Below are 15,121 nucleotides of genomic sequence, written 5' to 3' on the forward strand. Positions count from 1 at the left end.
TATATCCAAAGCATCTGTTAGTCAGGTTTCTTTTTCACCATTTTAAAATCTGATTTCTTAAGTCCCCCCTTTTTTCCTGAAGGATAAAGAAATTGCCCGACTTTGTCTGCCACCTCCTGGGGAAGCGCTCCAAACTGCAGTACTTTTTCCAGCTCTCCCACCAGCTCCGGAGGCAAATCACCCAGATTCAGTTCTCCATCTTCCACCAAACTTCCCAGAAAATCCAGAAGTTCTCCCACCTGTTCTTCCTCGCTCATGGAAAAATGCCTGAAAAATTCATCCTCCACCTGGTCTAACGCAGGCAGATCTTCTTCGATGCTGATGGGGATCTTCAGCTTGCTGCAGAACATCTCTGCAAAAACATAGGTGCGTTCATCTCTTACCTTCATCTTCTTCGGGCACAGTTGTTCCCGCAAAAGGGAATCAATAAAACTATTCAGAAGTTCTTCCGGATTCTGCCGATAGCTTCCTGTTGGTTCTACCGGCAGAATATAATCCCGGTCTCCATTCACTGCCATAAAAATAATGGGGAAATAGGGAGCTTCTTCCTGATTGTTCTGCACCGGCTCTGTATACTGGATAATTTCGCATTCCCAGGTATCTGCTTTCTTCAATTTCTTTAAGGCCGCAATGCCGATTTCATTACAGCTTAAGGGCGTTGGCCAGGAATCCGGTTTTTCTTCCGGCAGCGCTGTCTTTTTCAGTACATATCCGTCCTTCTGCAGCTCCAACATTGGAATCTCCTGCATATCATACTCAACTCTGCCCAAACCAAGCTCTGAGGGGCTGTTCTCCTCCAAAAGCTGCGCCATCCTGATTGCCGCTGCCAACGCCTGGCACAAATCCTCCTGTTCTTTCTCAGAAGTCAGACGCCAGGGATAGCTTCCAGGCTGATATTTTACAAAATTGGGATATGCATTTTTGCCGGATATTCTGATTCCGTGGGCGCGGGCATAGGCTTTCGTCTCCTCCCGCTGCTCCTCGGACAGTTCATCTTTTCCCTCAAAAACGCATTGCAGGCAGTTCTGCCCCACCACTCTCTCCTGAAATTCAAAGGGAGACAGATAAAGTTCATTGGCATTCATCAGATTCCGCAGACTGTTCAGCCCTTCTTCCCCGATATAGAGTCCCAGGGCGCAATATTCCCCTAAATTTCCCATAATACTGATATATCCGATTCTGCCGTCTGAAAATTTCACTGCAAATAATTCGGATTCCCACAAGATTTTCCATAATTTTGTTTTCTTGTATGCAAATGCCAATTCGTACAATTTATCTGAAATCATCTTTCACCGCCGTTTCTAAATTTTACAGAAATTGCTCTCCGTATCCATAATGCTCCACTACATAATCAATATCTTTATCTCCTCTGCCGCTTAAGCACACCAGAATAGAACCCTGCCCCATTTCTTTTGCCTTCTTCATGGCATAAGCAACGGCATGGGAGCTTTCAATGGCAGGAATAATGCCTTCATACCTGGAAAGCTTAAAGAAGGCTTCCATGGCTTCCTCATCTCCCACTGTCTCATACTGAACTCTTCCGATATCGTGCAAAAATGCGTGTTCCGGGCCCACCGAAGGGTAGTCCAGGCCGCTGGCGATGGAATAAACCGGAGCCGGTTCTCCCTGCTGGTCTTTGAGCATAATGCTTTCAAATCCATGCATAACGCCCTTCTCTCCATATTTCATGGAAGCTGCATGATCCCCCAGTTTTTCTCCCCGGCCCAAAGGTTCTACGCCCACAATATCTACGGGATCATTTAAAAAGGGAATAAACATTCCAATGGAATTGCTTCCGCCTCCCACACAGGCGCATACCACGTCCGGGTCGATTCCCATCATTTCGCGGAACTGATCTCTGGCCTCATACCCTACAACGGACTGGAAATCACGCACCATCAGCGGAAACGGATGGGGGCCTAACGCAGAACCGATACAGTAAATGGAATCTTTATAATTTCTGGCATAAGATTCAAATGCGGAATCCACTGCTTCTTTCAAGGTCTTTAATCCATGGCTCACCGGCACTACTTTCGCCCCTAATATTTTCATGCGGGTTACATTGGGGGCCTGCTTTGCAATATCCACCTCTCCCATATGAATCTCGCACTCCAGTCCGAAATAAGCGGCAGCCGTTGCCAGGGCTACCCCGTGCTGTCCTGCGCCCGTCTCTGCAATCAGCCTCTTTTTGCCCATAAATTTGGCAAGAAGCCCTTCTCCCATACAGTGGTTCAGTTTATGGGCGCCTGTATGGTTCAGATCTTCTCTTTTTAAATAAATCTGACAGTTGCCGATCTGCCTGGAAAGCCGTTCGCAGTGGTACACCGGCGTAGGCCGTCCCTGAAATTCCCGCCGGATTCTCCGCAGCTCGTGAATAAACTGGGAGGAATGGCAAATAGTCTGATACGCCTCTGTAATCTCCTCAAAAGCCGGAATCAATTCCTGGGAAAGATAGGCGCCGCCGTACGCACCGAAGCGGCCTTCCCTGTCAGGATAGTTTCTCAAATATGTTCTGTAATCCATTGATTTTCTCCTTCTGATGAACCTTAATTTCTTTCCTATCATATCATATTTTTTCTGAATATGGTACTGATTCTCTAAAAAACCCGGGAATCGCATTCATTCCGACTCCCGGGCTATGGGGATTCTGCCTACAGCTCTTCCCCATTGTCTTCTTCCATACTCTTATTGAATTCCTCATTGAGCCTGCTGAGAGATTCGTCAATCTCTCCTGCCTTTGCAATAATGGCAGAATATTTCTCTGTAGCCATGGAGGACAATTTCCCCATCTCTCCTGCTACGATATTGAATCCCCGTCCGGCTTCTCCGGCTCTCGCCGCCTCTATGGAGGCATTCAGGGCAAGGATATTCTGCTTCCTGGAAACCTTGGTTAAATCCTGCACCATGCCTTCAATCTGTTTCACATTCTTGGTTGTAACTTCAATCTCCTGATCTATGGTGCCGATCTTTTTCTTCTCCCGGTAACGGGTGTATTCTGAATTGATCAGCATATTGATCATCTCTCCCATTAAGTCTGCCGACGCACGGATAGATTCTTCCGTCTTAATGGGCACCTGCTTCAATGCTTCAATATATTCATCCGGATCAACGCCGATTTCCTCCGCCACCTTGCGGAATTTATCAAAATCAGGAGGCGCCGGCAATACCTGACCGCCCAGAATTGCCCCCAGCTTCTCGCCTTCCACTACAATATCCGCTGCAAAATCCATCAGTCCTGCATGGCAGAAATAAGTGCCTACACCTTCCATGTCGCATTTCTGGCAGCGTTTTAATCCAATTTCGCTTCCTCTTGTATATTTCATACAAAAATCCAGGAAATTACTGACTTCTGTCACATGCCTGCCTTCCCTGTCAATCATGCTGACGGCCACCCCTGTTGCTGTCGAAAATAAATCCTGAAGCTTCTGAAGCTTCTCTTTGTCAATTAAATCTAATATTTCCATGGCATTTTTCTCCTTTTCCCGGCAATTTCAGGCAATTCCATAGTATTGCAGATTCCTTCGCATACCTGATCAGATATACCTTTTGTAATATAAAAAACCGCACTATAACATCTGTTGACATTATAGCACGGTTGTCCCCATAAAACAATAAAATTTGCTTTTTCTTTAATTTCTGCTGTTCTGCTTTTTATTTACAAAATCAATGATTAAATCCACAGCATCCTCTATGCTTATGACGCTGCTGTCAATGGTAAGCTGATAGCCGTCCGCTTCATTCCATTTCTCATCTGCATAATATGTATGGAAACCGGCTCTTGCCTTATCTTCCTTCTCCACCAGCTTTCTGGCTTTCTCTGTGCTGATTTTGCGGCTTGCAGCGGTTTTGTCAATGCGGTATTCCAGGGGCGCGTGGATAAATACGCTTGTCATATCCGGATGATCTTTCAAAATAAAGTTCCCGCACCTTCCCACAATCACGCAGTCCTCCTTTTGGGCCAGGTTTCGGATAAATTCAAAGGGCACCTTCCGCTGCCCGTGGGCGCTGTTGTCTGTTGCAATCACATACAGCAGGCTGTTTACCGGCTGCTCCTGGTAAAAGTCACGCAGCTCATCGTATTTACCTGTCTTTTTCGCTTCTTCCGCCATTGATTCTTTATCATAATATTTCACACCTAACTTTTTGGCCAGTTCCCTTCCAATGACATGGCCGTAGCTTCCGAATTCTCTGCCAATTGTAATAATCATACGCTTCACTCCTTGGTTTCAATTTTTCATTAATATCATTATAGCACGATGAGTAGAGATTGCAATTGGGGATTTGAACCGAGTTCCATCTATCGGCTGTTCCAAAAATCAGTATATAAAAACAAGGATAATTCATGGCTGCAGTCCACAAATTATCCTTGTTTTTCTCTTATTCTTCTGTAATTCCATGCTCAATACCTACATGCTTTTTGCCAGGCTCTTGAGTACTTCTGCATTCAGGTTTCCGTTCATCATCATGCAGGATGCGGTAATCTGAGCGCCGTATTTTTCAAAGTAGCTTTTAATTGCATTCGTAATTTTCTTCATAATATCATCTCTCCTTTATGTTTGCTGTTGTTCTTTACATTGACTATCATACTATCCTGAAGCCGGAAAATATAGGGGGTATTTTGACTTATTTCAAGTCGATATTGACTTTATTGTTTTTATTTCTTATAATTTAACAAACACAGGAGCTTTATTTCAGATGTTTGAAGCATGCGCGGCAACGGAAAGGAATGATTATTTGAAACAGCCCTATTATGAAGTTTTCAGAGACGTCAACGAACTGGGGATACAGCTGGCATACCGCACCACCCCCGGCGGATACCATCCCCTGCACTGGCATGAGGAGCTGGAGCTTTTGTTCCCTCTGAACGGAGACGCCACGGTCACCATAGACGGAAGCACTTATCAATTAAGACGCAGGCAGCTTCTGGCCATTGAATCCGGACAGGTGCACAGTACCAACACTTACAGCGACCAGCTGATGCTTCTGTGCATCCATATTTCCAAGCGGCTGATGGAACGGTATCTGCCGGATATTGAATTGTTTCGGCTTTATTGCATTCCCGATGAAATTACCGATCAGCAGTTTCCTGAATATCTGAACCTGTGCCAGATGGCGGAAACACTGACACGGCTTTATATAGAAGAGGCTGCCGCTGGATTTCTGGAATCTGAGGGGATTATTCTGCAGATTTTAGCCCGGCTGATCCGTTACTTTTCCATCCGTTCTGCGCCGGAGGTGTCCTCTGCAGATATACAGGCCCGTCAGAGGCTCCGGGACATTATCACTTACGTGGGAGAACATTTCCGTGAACCTGTATCTTTACAGGACGGCGCTGATTTGCTTGGGCTGAACAAGGAATATTTCTGCCGCTTTTTTAAAAAACATATGGGGCTTTCGTTCCTGCAGTATCTCAATGAGATACGGATTACCCATATTTATCAGGAGCTTCAGAATACAGACGCCTCCATAACCGAAATTATGGAGGCAAATGGGTTTACCAATCAGAAATTATTCAATAAAACATTTAAAGAAATTTATGGGTGCACGCCCTCGGCTGTCCGGAAAGGCTCTCTGAGTCAGCATCCTCTTTAAAACAAATTCAGGCATCATTACCGCTGCACTCTTGCTCCTGCGCCGCCCATAATGGCTTCTACTTCTTTTTTGCTTGCCATGGTGGTGTCGCCCGGCGTTGTCATTGCCAGCGCGCCGTGGGCTGCGCCGTAATTTACTGCCGTCTCTGCATCTGCTGTGGTCATCAGGCCGTAGATTAAGCCGGAAGCAAAGGAATCTCCGCCGCCTACCCGGTCCATAATTTCCAGTCCTTTGTAGTCTTTGGCTTTATAGATTTCCCCGTCTGCCCAGCAGATGGCGCTCCAGTCGTTGACAGTAGCGGTTTTCACCTCACGCAACGTTGTGGCCACTACCTTAAAATTAGGATAGGTTTCTGCCGCATGGTTGATCATTTTCTTGTAGCCCTCCAGATTCAGTTCCTTCAGGTTCTTGTCATTTCCCTCGATTTCAAATCCCAGACAGGCAGTAAAGTCCTCTTCATTTCCAATCATAACGTCCACATATTTGGCGATTTCCTTATTTACCTCCTGAGCTTTGGAACGTCCGCCGATGGCGCTCCACATGGAAGGACGGTAATTCAAATCATAGGAAATCACGGTGCCGTATTTTTTGGCGGTTTTAATGGCTGCAAGAACTGTCTCGCAGGCCTGTTCAGACAATGCCGCATAGATTCCGCCGGTATGAAGCCACCGGGCTCCCAAAGTTCCGAAAATATAATCAAAGTCAAAATCTTCCGGCGTCGCTTTGGAAATGGCTGTGTTGGCCCGGTCAGAGCATCCCACTGCACCCCGGATGCCGAAGCCCCGTTCAGTAAAGTTCAGCCCGTTTCTGCAGATTCTTCCGATGCCGTCGGTTTTCATCCATCGAATCAGGGAAGTATCCACGCCGCCCTGAAGAATAAAGTCCTCCATCAACATACCCACTTCATTATCCGCAAAAGCGGTGATAACTCCGGTTTTCATGCCGAAGCATCTGCGCAGGCCCCGGACTACGTTGTATTCTCCGCCGCCTTCCCAGGCCCGGAAGCTTCTTGCCGTGCGGATTCGGCCTTCGCCCGGGTCAAGACGGAGCATGACTTCGCCTAAGGATAACGCGTCATATTTGCATTCATTTTCTGGTCTTAAGTTTAATTCCATGATTTCCTCCTTATTTACGGATCGAAGCTGCAAGTTCTACGGCTTCCTTAGTCAGTGCGCGGATCTTGTCAAATTCACCGTTTTTAATCAAATCGCCCTTTACCATCCAGCTTCCGCCGCAGCAGAGAATTTTATCAAAGGAAAGGTAATCCTTCAGGTTATTCACGCCGATTCCGCCTGTAGGCATAAATTCCATCATGGTATAAGGCGCTGCCATTGCCTTGATTCTGGCAATGCCCCCTGCCTGCTCTGCCGGGAAGAATTTGATGACTTTCATGCCCCGCTTTGCTGCCTGAGCCACCTCGGAAGGCGTAACGCAGCCTGGAAATACCGGAATCTTCTTTTCCAGACAGTAATCTACGATTTCCGGATCAAATCCCGGGCTGACAATGAATTTTGCCCCTGCCGCAACTGCCCGATCCACCTGTTCTATGGTAAGGACGGTTCCCGCGCCTACCAGCATCTCAGGATATTTCTCACTCATCAGCCGGATGGATTCTTCTGCCGCTTCTGTACGGAAGGTCACTTCCGCGCAGGGAAGGCCGCCTTCTGTCAACGCTTCTGCCAGAGGAACCGCGTCCCTAGCGTCATCCAGCACTACCACCGGAACTACTGCATACTCACGGAATTGTTCTTCAATTGTTTTCATAATCATTCTCCTTATCTTTTAATATCATAATTCATATTCATCAGATTCCGGATGGCCGCCGCATCGTCTGTGATATTGGCGTCTCCACGAATCGTATGCTTCAATGCGCTGCTGGCTACGGCGAAATTCACCATATCCATAGGTTTGTTCTGATTCATCATAGCGTAAATCAGGCCGCTGGCAAATGCATCGCCGCCTCCCACCCGATCCAGAATATTAAAGGTAAACAGCCTGCTCTCATACGTATGCCCTTCATACCACATATAGGCTTTCAGGCTGTTCTCACTGCCGCTGTGGGCATAACGGACATGTCTTGCAATACATTTCAGATTGGGATATTTCTCTGTAAATCTGCAGAAAATTTCATCCTGCTGCATAAAATCCGGCTGAAGGGGAAGGCCGTCTTTCCAGTCGCCTTTGCTGTGATCCTCTTCGTCTTTCCATAAATGATAGGGCTCAATTCCAAACAGCACGTCCACATAAGGCAGGCACTGGGTACAGAATTCCCTTGCTTCCTCCCAGGTCCAGAGAGTGCTGCGGAAGTTTCCGTCAAAGCTGATGGTAATTTCCTGTTCCCTGGCAGCTTTCAGGCACTTCAGAATCATTTCCCGGCAGTTATTCCCCAAAGCCGGCGTAATGCCGCTTAAGTGAAGCCAGGTAAATCCTTCCAGCAGCCTGCCAAAATCATAATTGCTGAAATCATATTCTGTGATGGCGCTGTGCCTGCGGTCGTAAATTACCTTGCTGGCGCGGATTCCGTATCCTGTTTCTAAATAGTAAGTGCCCAGACGGTGGGAAGGCGTCTCTTCCGGAGTGCTTAAAATCACCGGCGTACAGTGCACATCATTGCTTCTTAACAGCCGGACGGCGCTTTTTCCCAGACTGTTATTGGGAACCACAGTGAAAAATGTACTGTCAATTCCAAGGTTTGCCAGAGCCAATGCGATATTCGCCTCACTGCCGCCGTAACTTGCTTCGAAACTGGAAGCCATTCTGATTTTCTCATAATTGGGCGGCGTCAGACGGAGCATAATCTCTCCGATGGTGATAAATTTGTGGGAACTGCGGTTTTCCTTCCATAACGGGTTTGCATGATCCATGGACATTCCTCCTGACATCTGACGTCTTTTGTTAAGGTAAGTTCATCATAAAGTCTTGCGTTTCTTTTTTCAATACATCTGATGTATTTATTTTTCTTTCTCTTTTTTGCACAAAAAAGATGGCATTTATTTGAACGTAAAAGCCATCTTTTTGTATAAAATACCTATTTTATTAGAAAAGCCGTTTGAAAGATCTTCGATACATCTGATGTATTACATTTCCTGATCCCGTTCCTCCAACAGTTTCACAATCGCCTGGCGATTATAGGTCAAATGCATCATCATGGCGCATCTGGCGCCCACCGCATCCCGTTTGAGCATGGCTTCCGTCACTGCCCGGTGGGTTTTCAGCGTTTCCTCAATCAGCAGGCGATGAGTTAAGCTGGCAAAGGTATAGTCTGCCGTATTCATCGCAGGAATCAGCGTTTCCGCCACCTGGTTTTTGCTGCAGCGGGCAATCCAGGCATGAAATTCAATATCCTTGCCGATATGGTTATGGCCGCCCCGGTAAAGCTGTTCTGTGGCGTCGCACAGCATTTTTAACTTCTGCAGCTCCTCCCGGGACGCATTTTTGCAGGCCAGGGCGGCAAGCTCAGGCTCGATCATAAGACGCATTTCAAATAAATCAAGGGCCATCTTGTATTTGTCCTCTGTCTTGCTTAAACCCAGGGGATCTTCTTCATAGGTATTGGTATTAATCACATAGGTGCCGGAGCCTCTGCGCACTTCTAAGATGCCCCTGGACACCAGCCCTTTCACCGCTTCTCTTATGGTGCTGCGGCCAACGCCGAACTGTTTGGCAAGTTCAAATTCATTGGGAATTTTCTGTCCCGGCTCCACTGGTTTCTGGAGGATATATTTCATCAGCTTGTCCTCCGTCTGGGCGCCCAGGGGCTTTTTACTCATTTTTTCAAAGGTATACATGTTGGGCTTTTCCTTTTATTCTTTCAAAACGGGCAGGAAAATATGCTCCTTCTGCCGGTATTTTTCATTTTGGAAAATAAACCGGCATCCCATTTATAATTTACACAGCAAAGCAACCGCTTCATAGGGCCTGATCTGCATACTGCTGTCTATTGCAGCATCACTGTAGTTACCTATGAGCTTTATGGTATTCTCTGGTTGGCTGCACCATTCCGGCAAAACAAAGTCCCTTGTGTTTTCGGAAAAATTGCAAATAACCAGCAGTTTCTCTGCCCCCAGGGTTCTCGTATACACATAAAGATCCGGATCATCCGGAAGCAGCAGATCATAGCTTCCATAAACGATAATCTCATGGGTCTTTCTCAGGCGGATCAGCTCTTTATAATAGGAAAATACAGAATCTTCTCTGGCTGTCTGATCTTTGGCATTAATCCATTTGTAATTGGGATTTACCATAATCCAGGGCTTGCCTTCTGTAAATCCGGCATTTTCACTGTCGTCCCACTGGAAGGGAGTTCTGGCATTGTCCCGGCTCTTATATCTTAAGTATTTCAGCATTTCCTCCTGGCTGTACACGCCCCGCTCCGTCAGTTCCCGATAGGCATTCACACTCTCCAGATCTCTGAAATCTTCAATGCCCCCAAAGGGTACGTTGGTCATTCCAAGCTCCTGGCCCTGGTAGATATACGGCGTCCCCTGCATCAGATGCAGGCAGGCTGCAAGCATTTTGGCGGATAATTCCTGATATGCTTCACTGTCATTCCCATAGCGGCTGACGGATCGCGGCTGATCGTGATTTTCCCAGAACAGGCTGTTCCACGCTACGCCTTCTAACCCTTTCTGCCACCGGGTCAGCACTTCTTTCATTTCTCTTAAATCAATTTTCTTGTCTGTCCATTTATTTCCCTGGTCGGCGTCCACATCCATGTGTTCAAACTGGAACACCATATTCAGCTCTTTTCCGTCGCTGCGGGCGTATTTTTTGGCCTCTTCCAAGGTGACCCCGGAGCATTCTCCAACGGTCAGGGTATCCGCCCGGTTCAGTACCTTCTGCCTCATTTCCTGAAGATACTCATGGACATGGGGGCCGTTGGCTGTATCTGAAAAACCGGCGTAGCCTTCTATTCCGGCTTTTCCGTCCACAAACTCAGCAGGCTTGGAAATCAGGCTTATGACATCCATGCGGAAGCCGTCAATGCCTTTGTCAATCCACCAGTTCATCATTGCAAAAACTTCATTTCTCACCATCTCGTTGTCCCAGTTCAAATCCGGCTGTTTTTTGGAAAACAGATGCAGGTAATACATCTGTGTTTTATCGTCATACATCCAGGCGGAACCGGAAAAGCAGGAACCCCAGTTATTGGGCTCTTTCCCGTCCTTCCCTTCTCTCCAGATGTAATAATCCCGGTAAGGGTTGTCTTTGGATTTCCTGCTTTCCACAAACCAGGGATGTTCATCGGAGGTGTGGTTTACCACAAGATCCATCACAATTTTTATTCCCCTGTCATGGGCGGCGGCAAGCATTTCATCGAAATCCTCCATGGTTCCGAATTCTTCCATTATGCTCTGGTAATCGCTGATGTCATAGCCGTTGTCATCATTGGGGGACTGGTAAACCGGAGACAGCCAGATTACGTCAATCCCAAGCTCCTTCAGGTAATCCAGTTTTTCTGTAATTCCATTCAAATCTCCGATTCCGTCCCCGTTGCTGTCTTTAAAGCTGCGGGGGTAAATCTGGTATACTACGCTTTCTTTCCACCATTTTCTGTCTGATTCCGCTTTCATTAATTATAACCTCCACTTTCATAATAATATAGATCCTGAAAAGAACAGATCACCTGGCTGCAATCTGTTCTTTTCGGCTCTTTTGAGCAAATTCATTATCCTTCATCCGGCAGGTAATTCCGGCTGCCGTTTTTATTCAACCATAAATGGTTTACATCATCTGGAATCTATCTTTGATCGTTTTCAGCTTCAGTTCTGCTGTATGCAAAAGCAGGTCGGCTTCCTCCATCTCGCAAGGCGTTCCTACTCCTACCGCTTTCATTCCTGCCCGGTGAATTGCTTCAATGCCGGTACGCGCATCCTCAACGCCCACACATTCTTCCGGAACAAGTCCAAAAGCCTCCATTCCTGCCAGAAAAATATCCGGAAACGGCTTTGCATTCGGTATCTTAGCAGCATCTGCAACATAATCAAAATACTGCTCCAATCCAAGCTGATTCAGAATAAACGGAGCATTTTTGCTTACAGAGGCAAGAGCGATCCGAATCCCCTCTGCCTTCAGTTCTTCTAAGAATTCCCGAATTCCGGGAAGAATATCCGCCGGGGTAATCTGCTTGATTAATTCTTTATAATAATCATTTTTCTTCTCTGCCATGGCGGCTTTCTCACTCTCTGTATAATTCCCGCAGGCATTTCCGTTTTCCAGTATCAATTCCAGACTCTCCATTCTGGAAACCCCTTTCAGTTTTTCATTATATACTTCGTCAAAGGGAATGTCCAGTTCATCTGCCAGTTTTTTCCACGTAAGATAATGATAGCGTGCAGAATCTGTAATCACTCCGTCCAAATCGAAAATCACTGCTTTTAATTTATTTTTCTCCATCCATTCGCACTCCTACCAGAAAATATCTGTTAAAAATCAGGTAAATGATAATAATCGGGAACACAGATATACATGCCGCCGCCATCACCTGATGCCACATGGTTCCTGCATTCTGGGTCTGAAAACTCTGCAGGCCCAAAGTCAGCGTATATTTAGACGCCGTTTTAATATAAAGCATTGGTTTGGTAAACTCATTCCAGAACCCCATGAAAACAAAGATTGCCTGGGTCGCTATGGTGGGCTTTGCCAGAGGCATGCAGATCCGGAAAAACCTGGCATACCTTCCCAATCCGTCAATACTTGCCGCTTCTTCCACTTCTTTCGGAAAGTTCATAAAAAACTGTCTCATAAGAAATATATTTCCAATATTGGCCGCTGCAGGCAGAATCAAAGATGCATAGGAATCCAACAGCCCCATTTTCTGCAAAATCAGATAGTTGGGAATCAGCAGCACCTGAGAAGGCACCATCAGCATCAGCAGCAGCCCGTGGTAAATCTTATCCCTTCCCGGAAACGTCAGCCTGGAAAGGGAATAACCCGCCATGGTATTGATAAATACATTTACGGCAGTGCCGATCACAGCCACAATAAATGAGTTTAAAAACCATTTTGGAAACAGGGAAGATCTTCCGAAAATATATTTATAATTATCCAATGACATATTTTCGGAAATCAGGGACATGTTTCCTCCCACAATTTCTTTCAAAGGCTTAAAAGACGCGGACACCATCCAGAGGAAGGGATACACGGTGGCAAATGCCGCCAGCCCCAGTACGAGATACAGCAACAGTTTCCCAAAACTTTTTTTCTTCTTCATCTTCGCACCTCCTAATAGATTCGTTCTTCCTTATTTGCCTTTTCCGCAATTCTGGAAATCACCATAATTACAATTGCAAGAATCACCGCCATTGCCGCTGCGTAACCCATTGCATTCTGTGTGCCGAACGCATATCTGTAAATCATCAGTGATACCGTCAGCGTTGAATTCTCCGGCCCGCCGGAACCATTGGAGAAAATATACGCCTGATCAAACATCTGCAGCGTACCGATAATACTGGTCAGAAGCACATAGGTAGTAATGGGCTTTAAATAAGGAACTGTAATGTACCAGAACCTTTTAATGGGGCCGGCGCCGTCAATGTCAGCCGCTTCGTACATGGAAGCCGGCAGATCCTGTAGACTGGCCAGATACATGGTGGTATACATCGGCACTGTAGACCAGATATTCATAAGCATAATCACTTTAAGGGCAAAGTCCGGCTCCTGCAGAAAATTAATCCCCTGAGAAACCAGGTTCAGATTCATCAATACATTGTTGACAGGGCCTGTAACACTGAACATAAACATAAAGATCATGGTCAGCGCAGAGCTTGAAGTCAGCGTAGGCAGAAAATATACCGTGCGGAAAAAATATTTTCCCCGTATTCCGCTGTTGAGCACAGACGCAATAATCAGCGCAAACAAAGTCTGTACCGGCACAACCACCACTGAGAACATCAGCGTATTGGTAAGTCCCCGTCTGGCCACTTCATCGGTAAATACCCTCTCATAATTCTTAAGTCCCACAAAGGTGTATTCTCCGGTAAAAAGATTCACTTTCTGAAACGAAAGATAACATACAAACAGCACAGAAAGCCCTATGAATATAAACAAAATTATCAGCGCAGGCGTCAGAAAAAGATATCCCTGTCTGTGCTCTTTTTTCTCAAAATTTGAATACTTTCTTTGTACCGTTTTTGCTTTCTCCATCGCTTTTCATCTCCCTTCTTAATGGGGCAACCCCATGCGAGGATCAGTTCCCGTCCTGCTACTGTGCGTTTGCAATTTCGCTGTTTGCCTGCTTGTCAGCTTTTTCCATTGCATCTTTTGCAGATTCTTCCCCTTTGAAAACTGCCGGACAGAAGTTTTTATAAGCGGCGTCAATAATGCTGATTGTCGTTCCTTTTTGCCAGGGCAGGGCAATTTTGGTCATATCAGAATGTACTTTCCACACCGGATCGCTTTCAACATCCATTTTCTTTGCAACATCTTCCCTGGAGGGCAGACATCCTGCACCTGTACACCAGATTTCCATTCCTTCTGTTCCTGTGGCAAATTTCACCCACTCTTTTGCAAGCTCTTTTTCCTCAGTAACTGCTGAAATTCCCCATCCTACGGTAAAGGCCATGGAATACTGGGTTCCTTTGTAAGTGGGCATTTCTTTTACGCCGAAGTTCACATCATAGTCATTCTGCAGTGTTGTATACACCCAGTTTCCTTCCTCCATAATGGCTGCTTTTCCTGCGCCGAACACTTCGCCGTTCCATCCCAGGCCCATATCCTGGGGTGTTTTCCAACATCCTGCCTGGGTAAGCTCCGCCAGAAATTCCAGATTCTCCACTACGCCGTCAGAGCTTAACTGGGCATTGCCTTCTTCATCTGCGATACTTCCGCCTCCTGCTTCCAATACATAAATTTCTCTGGAAAGCTCCGGATTATAGGTCATGGCTGTTATCTGCCCCGGACCGTATTTATCATCCAGCTTCTTCTGAAGATCTGTCAAAAAGTCCTTGTAATCTTCCAATGCATCCGGAATATCCTCCGGCTTTACCCCTACAGAATCCAGCAGGTCTTTGTTATAATAGGTTGCCAGAGTAGATACATCCTTCGGCACACAGTATACGGTTCCGTCCTCTGCCGTAAAGGTTCCCACCAGATTTTCATAGTAGCTGTCCAGTCCCATTTCCTCTTTGTCCAATGGTTCCATTACACCAAGGCTGCTGTAAAAAGGAAAGACGTTGCCGTCAATGTAAAATACGTCCGGCGCTGTTTTTGCGATAAAATCCGCCTGGATCTGCGTATTGTAATCTGTGTATACTTTTGATTCCACCTTTGCGCCTGTCTGTTTTTCAAACGCATCCATCATCTTATCCAAAGCTGCCGATTCCTGATCGTTGCCGCCCCATATGCCAACTGTCAGGGTTTTGCCTGACATATCTTCGCTTTCGGAAGGCTTATCTGCGGTTCCTGCTTTGTCATTCCCGCCGCAGGCTGCCAGGCTTACCATTGTTACTGCCGCCATTGTAAGTGCCAGGATCTTCTTTGCTCTTTCTTTCATAAAAACTTCCTCCTTTAATATGTAGATTCTTTGAAA

General features: G+C 46.2%; 15 protein-coding genes. 1 reads left to right on the forward strand and 14 read right to left on the reverse strand.

The features are described 5' to 3' along the window. Positions 1-17: 17 nt before the first annotated feature. The 5 genes from ACTO17_RS08405 to ACTO17_RS08425 all read right to left on the reverse strand — a co-directional run bounded on the left by ACTO17_RS08405 (position 18) and on the right by ACTO17_RS08425 (position 4,535). Positions 18-1,286, reverse strand: coding sequence for a DUF7309 domain-containing protein (locus ACTO17_RS08405; RefSeq protein WP_172537190.1), 1,269 nt, complete (start codon positions 1,284-1,286; stop codon positions 18-20). Positions 1,287-1,308: 22 nt separating this feature from the next. Next, complete coding sequence (gene trpB / locus ACTO17_RS08410; protein WP_172537189.1) at positions 1,309-2,523, reverse strand: tryptophan synthase subunit beta; 1,215 nt, start codon at positions 2,521-2,523, stop codon at positions 1,309-1,311. A 128-nt stretch (positions 2,524-2,651) separates the two neighbouring features. Then, positions 2,652-3,464 carry a PocR ligand-binding domain-containing protein gene (locus ACTO17_RS08415; RefSeq protein WP_172537188.1) on the reverse strand — a complete coding sequence of 271 codons (813 nt, stop codon included), beginning with the start codon at positions 3,462-3,464 and terminating at the stop codon, positions 2,652-2,654. Positions 3,465-3,629: 165 nt separating this feature from the next. After that, positions 3,630-4,208, reverse strand: coding sequence for a cytidylate kinase-like family protein (locus ACTO17_RS08420; protein WP_172537187.1), 579 nt, complete (start codon positions 4,206-4,208; stop codon positions 3,630-3,632). Positions 4,209-4,406: 198 nt separating this feature from the next. Further along, positions 4,407-4,535: a hypothetical protein gene (locus tag ACTO17_RS08425; RefSeq protein ID WP_482557615.1), complete on the reverse strand. Its 129-nt coding sequence runs from the start codon at positions 4,533-4,535 to the stop codon at positions 4,407-4,409. A gap of 160 nt (positions 4,536-4,695) precedes the next feature. On the opposite strand from ACTO17_RS08425, the gene ACTO17_RS08430 reads away from it, so the two are divergent. Continuing rightward, a complete protein-coding gene (locus tag ACTO17_RS08430; protein ID WP_482557616.1) occupies positions 4,696-5,592 on the forward strand; it encodes a helix-turn-helix transcriptional regulator in 897 nt (298 codons plus the stop codon). 17 nt (positions 5,593-5,609) lie between these two features. Here ACTO17_RS08430 and ACTO17_RS08435 read toward each other — a convergent pair whose 3' ends face one another. From ACTO17_RS08435 to ACTO17_RS08475, 9 genes are all read right to left on the reverse strand, one after another. Next, on the reverse strand, positions 5,610-6,707 hold the full coding sequence (locus tag ACTO17_RS08435; protein WP_482557617.1) for a sugar kinase: 1,098 nt from the start codon (positions 6,705-6,707) through the stop codon (positions 5,610-5,612). Between the two features lie 10 nt (positions 6,708-6,717). Further along, on the reverse strand, positions 6,718-7,356 hold the full coding sequence (locus ACTO17_RS08440) for a bifunctional 4-hydroxy-2-oxoglutarate aldolase/2-dehydro-3-deoxy-phosphogluconate aldolase (RefSeq protein ID WP_172537185.1): 639 nt from the start codon (positions 7,354-7,356) through the stop codon (positions 6,718-6,720). An 11-nt stretch (positions 7,357-7,367) separates the two neighbouring features. Then, on the reverse strand, positions 7,368-8,456 hold the full coding sequence (locus tag ACTO17_RS08445) for a sugar kinase (RefSeq protein WP_172537184.1): 1,089 nt from the start codon (positions 8,454-8,456) through the stop codon (positions 7,368-7,370). 213 nt (positions 8,457-8,669) lie between these two features. After that, positions 8,670-9,380: a FadR/GntR family transcriptional regulator gene (locus ACTO17_RS08450; protein WP_482557618.1), complete on the reverse strand. Its 711-nt coding sequence runs from the start codon at positions 9,378-9,380 to the stop codon at positions 8,670-8,672. Between the two features lie 93 nt (positions 9,381-9,473). Next, positions 9,474-11,165 (reverse strand): glycoside hydrolase family 13 protein, encoded by a 1,692-nt coding sequence (locus ACTO17_RS08455; RefSeq protein ID WP_482557619.1) that lies wholly within the window; start codon positions 11,163-11,165, stop codon positions 9,474-9,476. Between the two features lie 151 nt (positions 11,166-11,316). Further along, positions 11,317-11,988, reverse strand: coding sequence for a beta-phosphoglucomutase (pgmB, locus tag ACTO17_RS08460; protein WP_482557620.1), 672 nt, complete (start codon positions 11,986-11,988; stop codon positions 11,317-11,319). Next, positions 11,975-12,805 (reverse strand): carbohydrate ABC transporter permease, encoded by an 831-nt coding sequence (locus tag ACTO17_RS08465; RefSeq protein ID WP_482557621.1) that lies wholly within the window; start codon positions 12,803-12,805, stop codon positions 11,975-11,977. Before ACTO17_RS08465 ends, pgmB begins: the two co-directional genes overlap by 14 nt. Positions 12,806-12,816: 11 nt before the next feature. Further along, on the reverse strand, positions 12,817-13,737 hold the full coding sequence (locus ACTO17_RS08470; protein ID WP_482557622.1) for a carbohydrate ABC transporter permease: 921 nt from the start codon (positions 13,735-13,737) through the stop codon (positions 12,817-12,819). A 58-nt stretch (positions 13,738-13,795) separates the two neighbouring features. Further along, on the reverse strand, positions 13,796-15,085 hold the full coding sequence (locus tag ACTO17_RS08475) for a sugar ABC transporter substrate-binding protein (RefSeq protein ID WP_172537179.1): 1,290 nt from the start codon (positions 15,083-15,085) through the stop codon (positions 13,796-13,798). Positions 15,086-15,121 lie beyond the last annotated feature (36 nt).

The organism is Petralouisia sp., assembly GCF_056822245.1.

Bases quoted from the DNA above. Each gene is read 5' to 3' on its own strand.
- ACTO17_RS08465 (WP_482557621.1), bottom strand. From the start codon at position 12,805: ATGAAGAAGAAAAAAAGTTTTGGGAAACTGTTGCTGTATCTCGTACTG.
- trpB (WP_172537189.1), bottom strand. From the start codon at position 2,523: ATGGATTACAGAACATATTTGAGAAACTATCCTGACAGGGAAGGCCGC.
- ACTO17_RS08405 (WP_172537190.1), bottom strand. From the start codon at position 1,286: ATGATTTCAGATAAATTGTACGAATTGGCATTTGCATACAAGAAAACA.
- ACTO17_RS08420 (WP_172537187.1), bottom strand. From the start codon at position 4,208: ATGATTATTACAATTGGCAGAGAATTCGGAAGCTACGGCCATGTCATT.
- pgmB (WP_482557620.1), bottom strand. From the start codon at position 11,988: ATGGAGAAAAATAAATTAAAAGCAGTGATTTTCGATTTGGACGGAGTG.
- ACTO17_RS08430 (WP_482557616.1), top strand. From the start codon at position 4,696: ATGTTTGAAGCATGCGCGGCAACGGAAAGGAATGATTATTTGAAACAG.
- ACTO17_RS08455 (WP_482557619.1), bottom strand. From the start codon at position 11,165: ATGAAAGCGGAATCAGACAGAAAATGGTGGAAAGAAAGCGTAGTATAC.
- ACTO17_RS08470 (WP_482557622.1), bottom strand. From the start codon at position 13,737: ATGGAGAAAGCAAAAACGGTACAAAGAAAGTATTCAAATTTTGAGAAA.
- ACTO17_RS08425 (WP_482557615.1), bottom strand. From the start codon at position 4,535: ATGAAGAAAATTACGAATGCAATTAAAAGCTACTTTGAAAAATACGGC.
- ACTO17_RS08435 (WP_482557617.1), bottom strand. From the start codon at position 6,707: ATGGAATTAAACTTAAGACCAGAAAATGAATGCAAATATGACGCGTTA.
- ACTO17_RS08450 (WP_482557618.1), bottom strand. From the start codon at position 9,380: ATGTATACCTTTGAAAAAATGAGTAAAAAGCCCCTGGGCGCCCAGACG.
- ACTO17_RS08440 (WP_172537185.1), bottom strand. From the start codon at position 7,356: ATGAAAACAATTGAAGAACAATTCCGTGAGTATGCAGTAGTTCCGGTG.
- ACTO17_RS08475 (WP_172537179.1), bottom strand. From the start codon at position 15,085: ATGAAAGAAAGAGCAAAGAAGATCCTGGCACTTACAATGGCGGCAGTA.
- ACTO17_RS08415 (WP_172537188.1), bottom strand. From the start codon at position 3,464: ATGGAAATATTAGATTTAATTGACAAAGAGAAGCTTCAGAAGCTTCAG.
- ACTO17_RS08445 (WP_172537184.1), bottom strand. From the start codon at position 8,456: ATGGATCATGCAAACCCGTTATGGAAGGAAAACCGCAGTTCCCACAAA.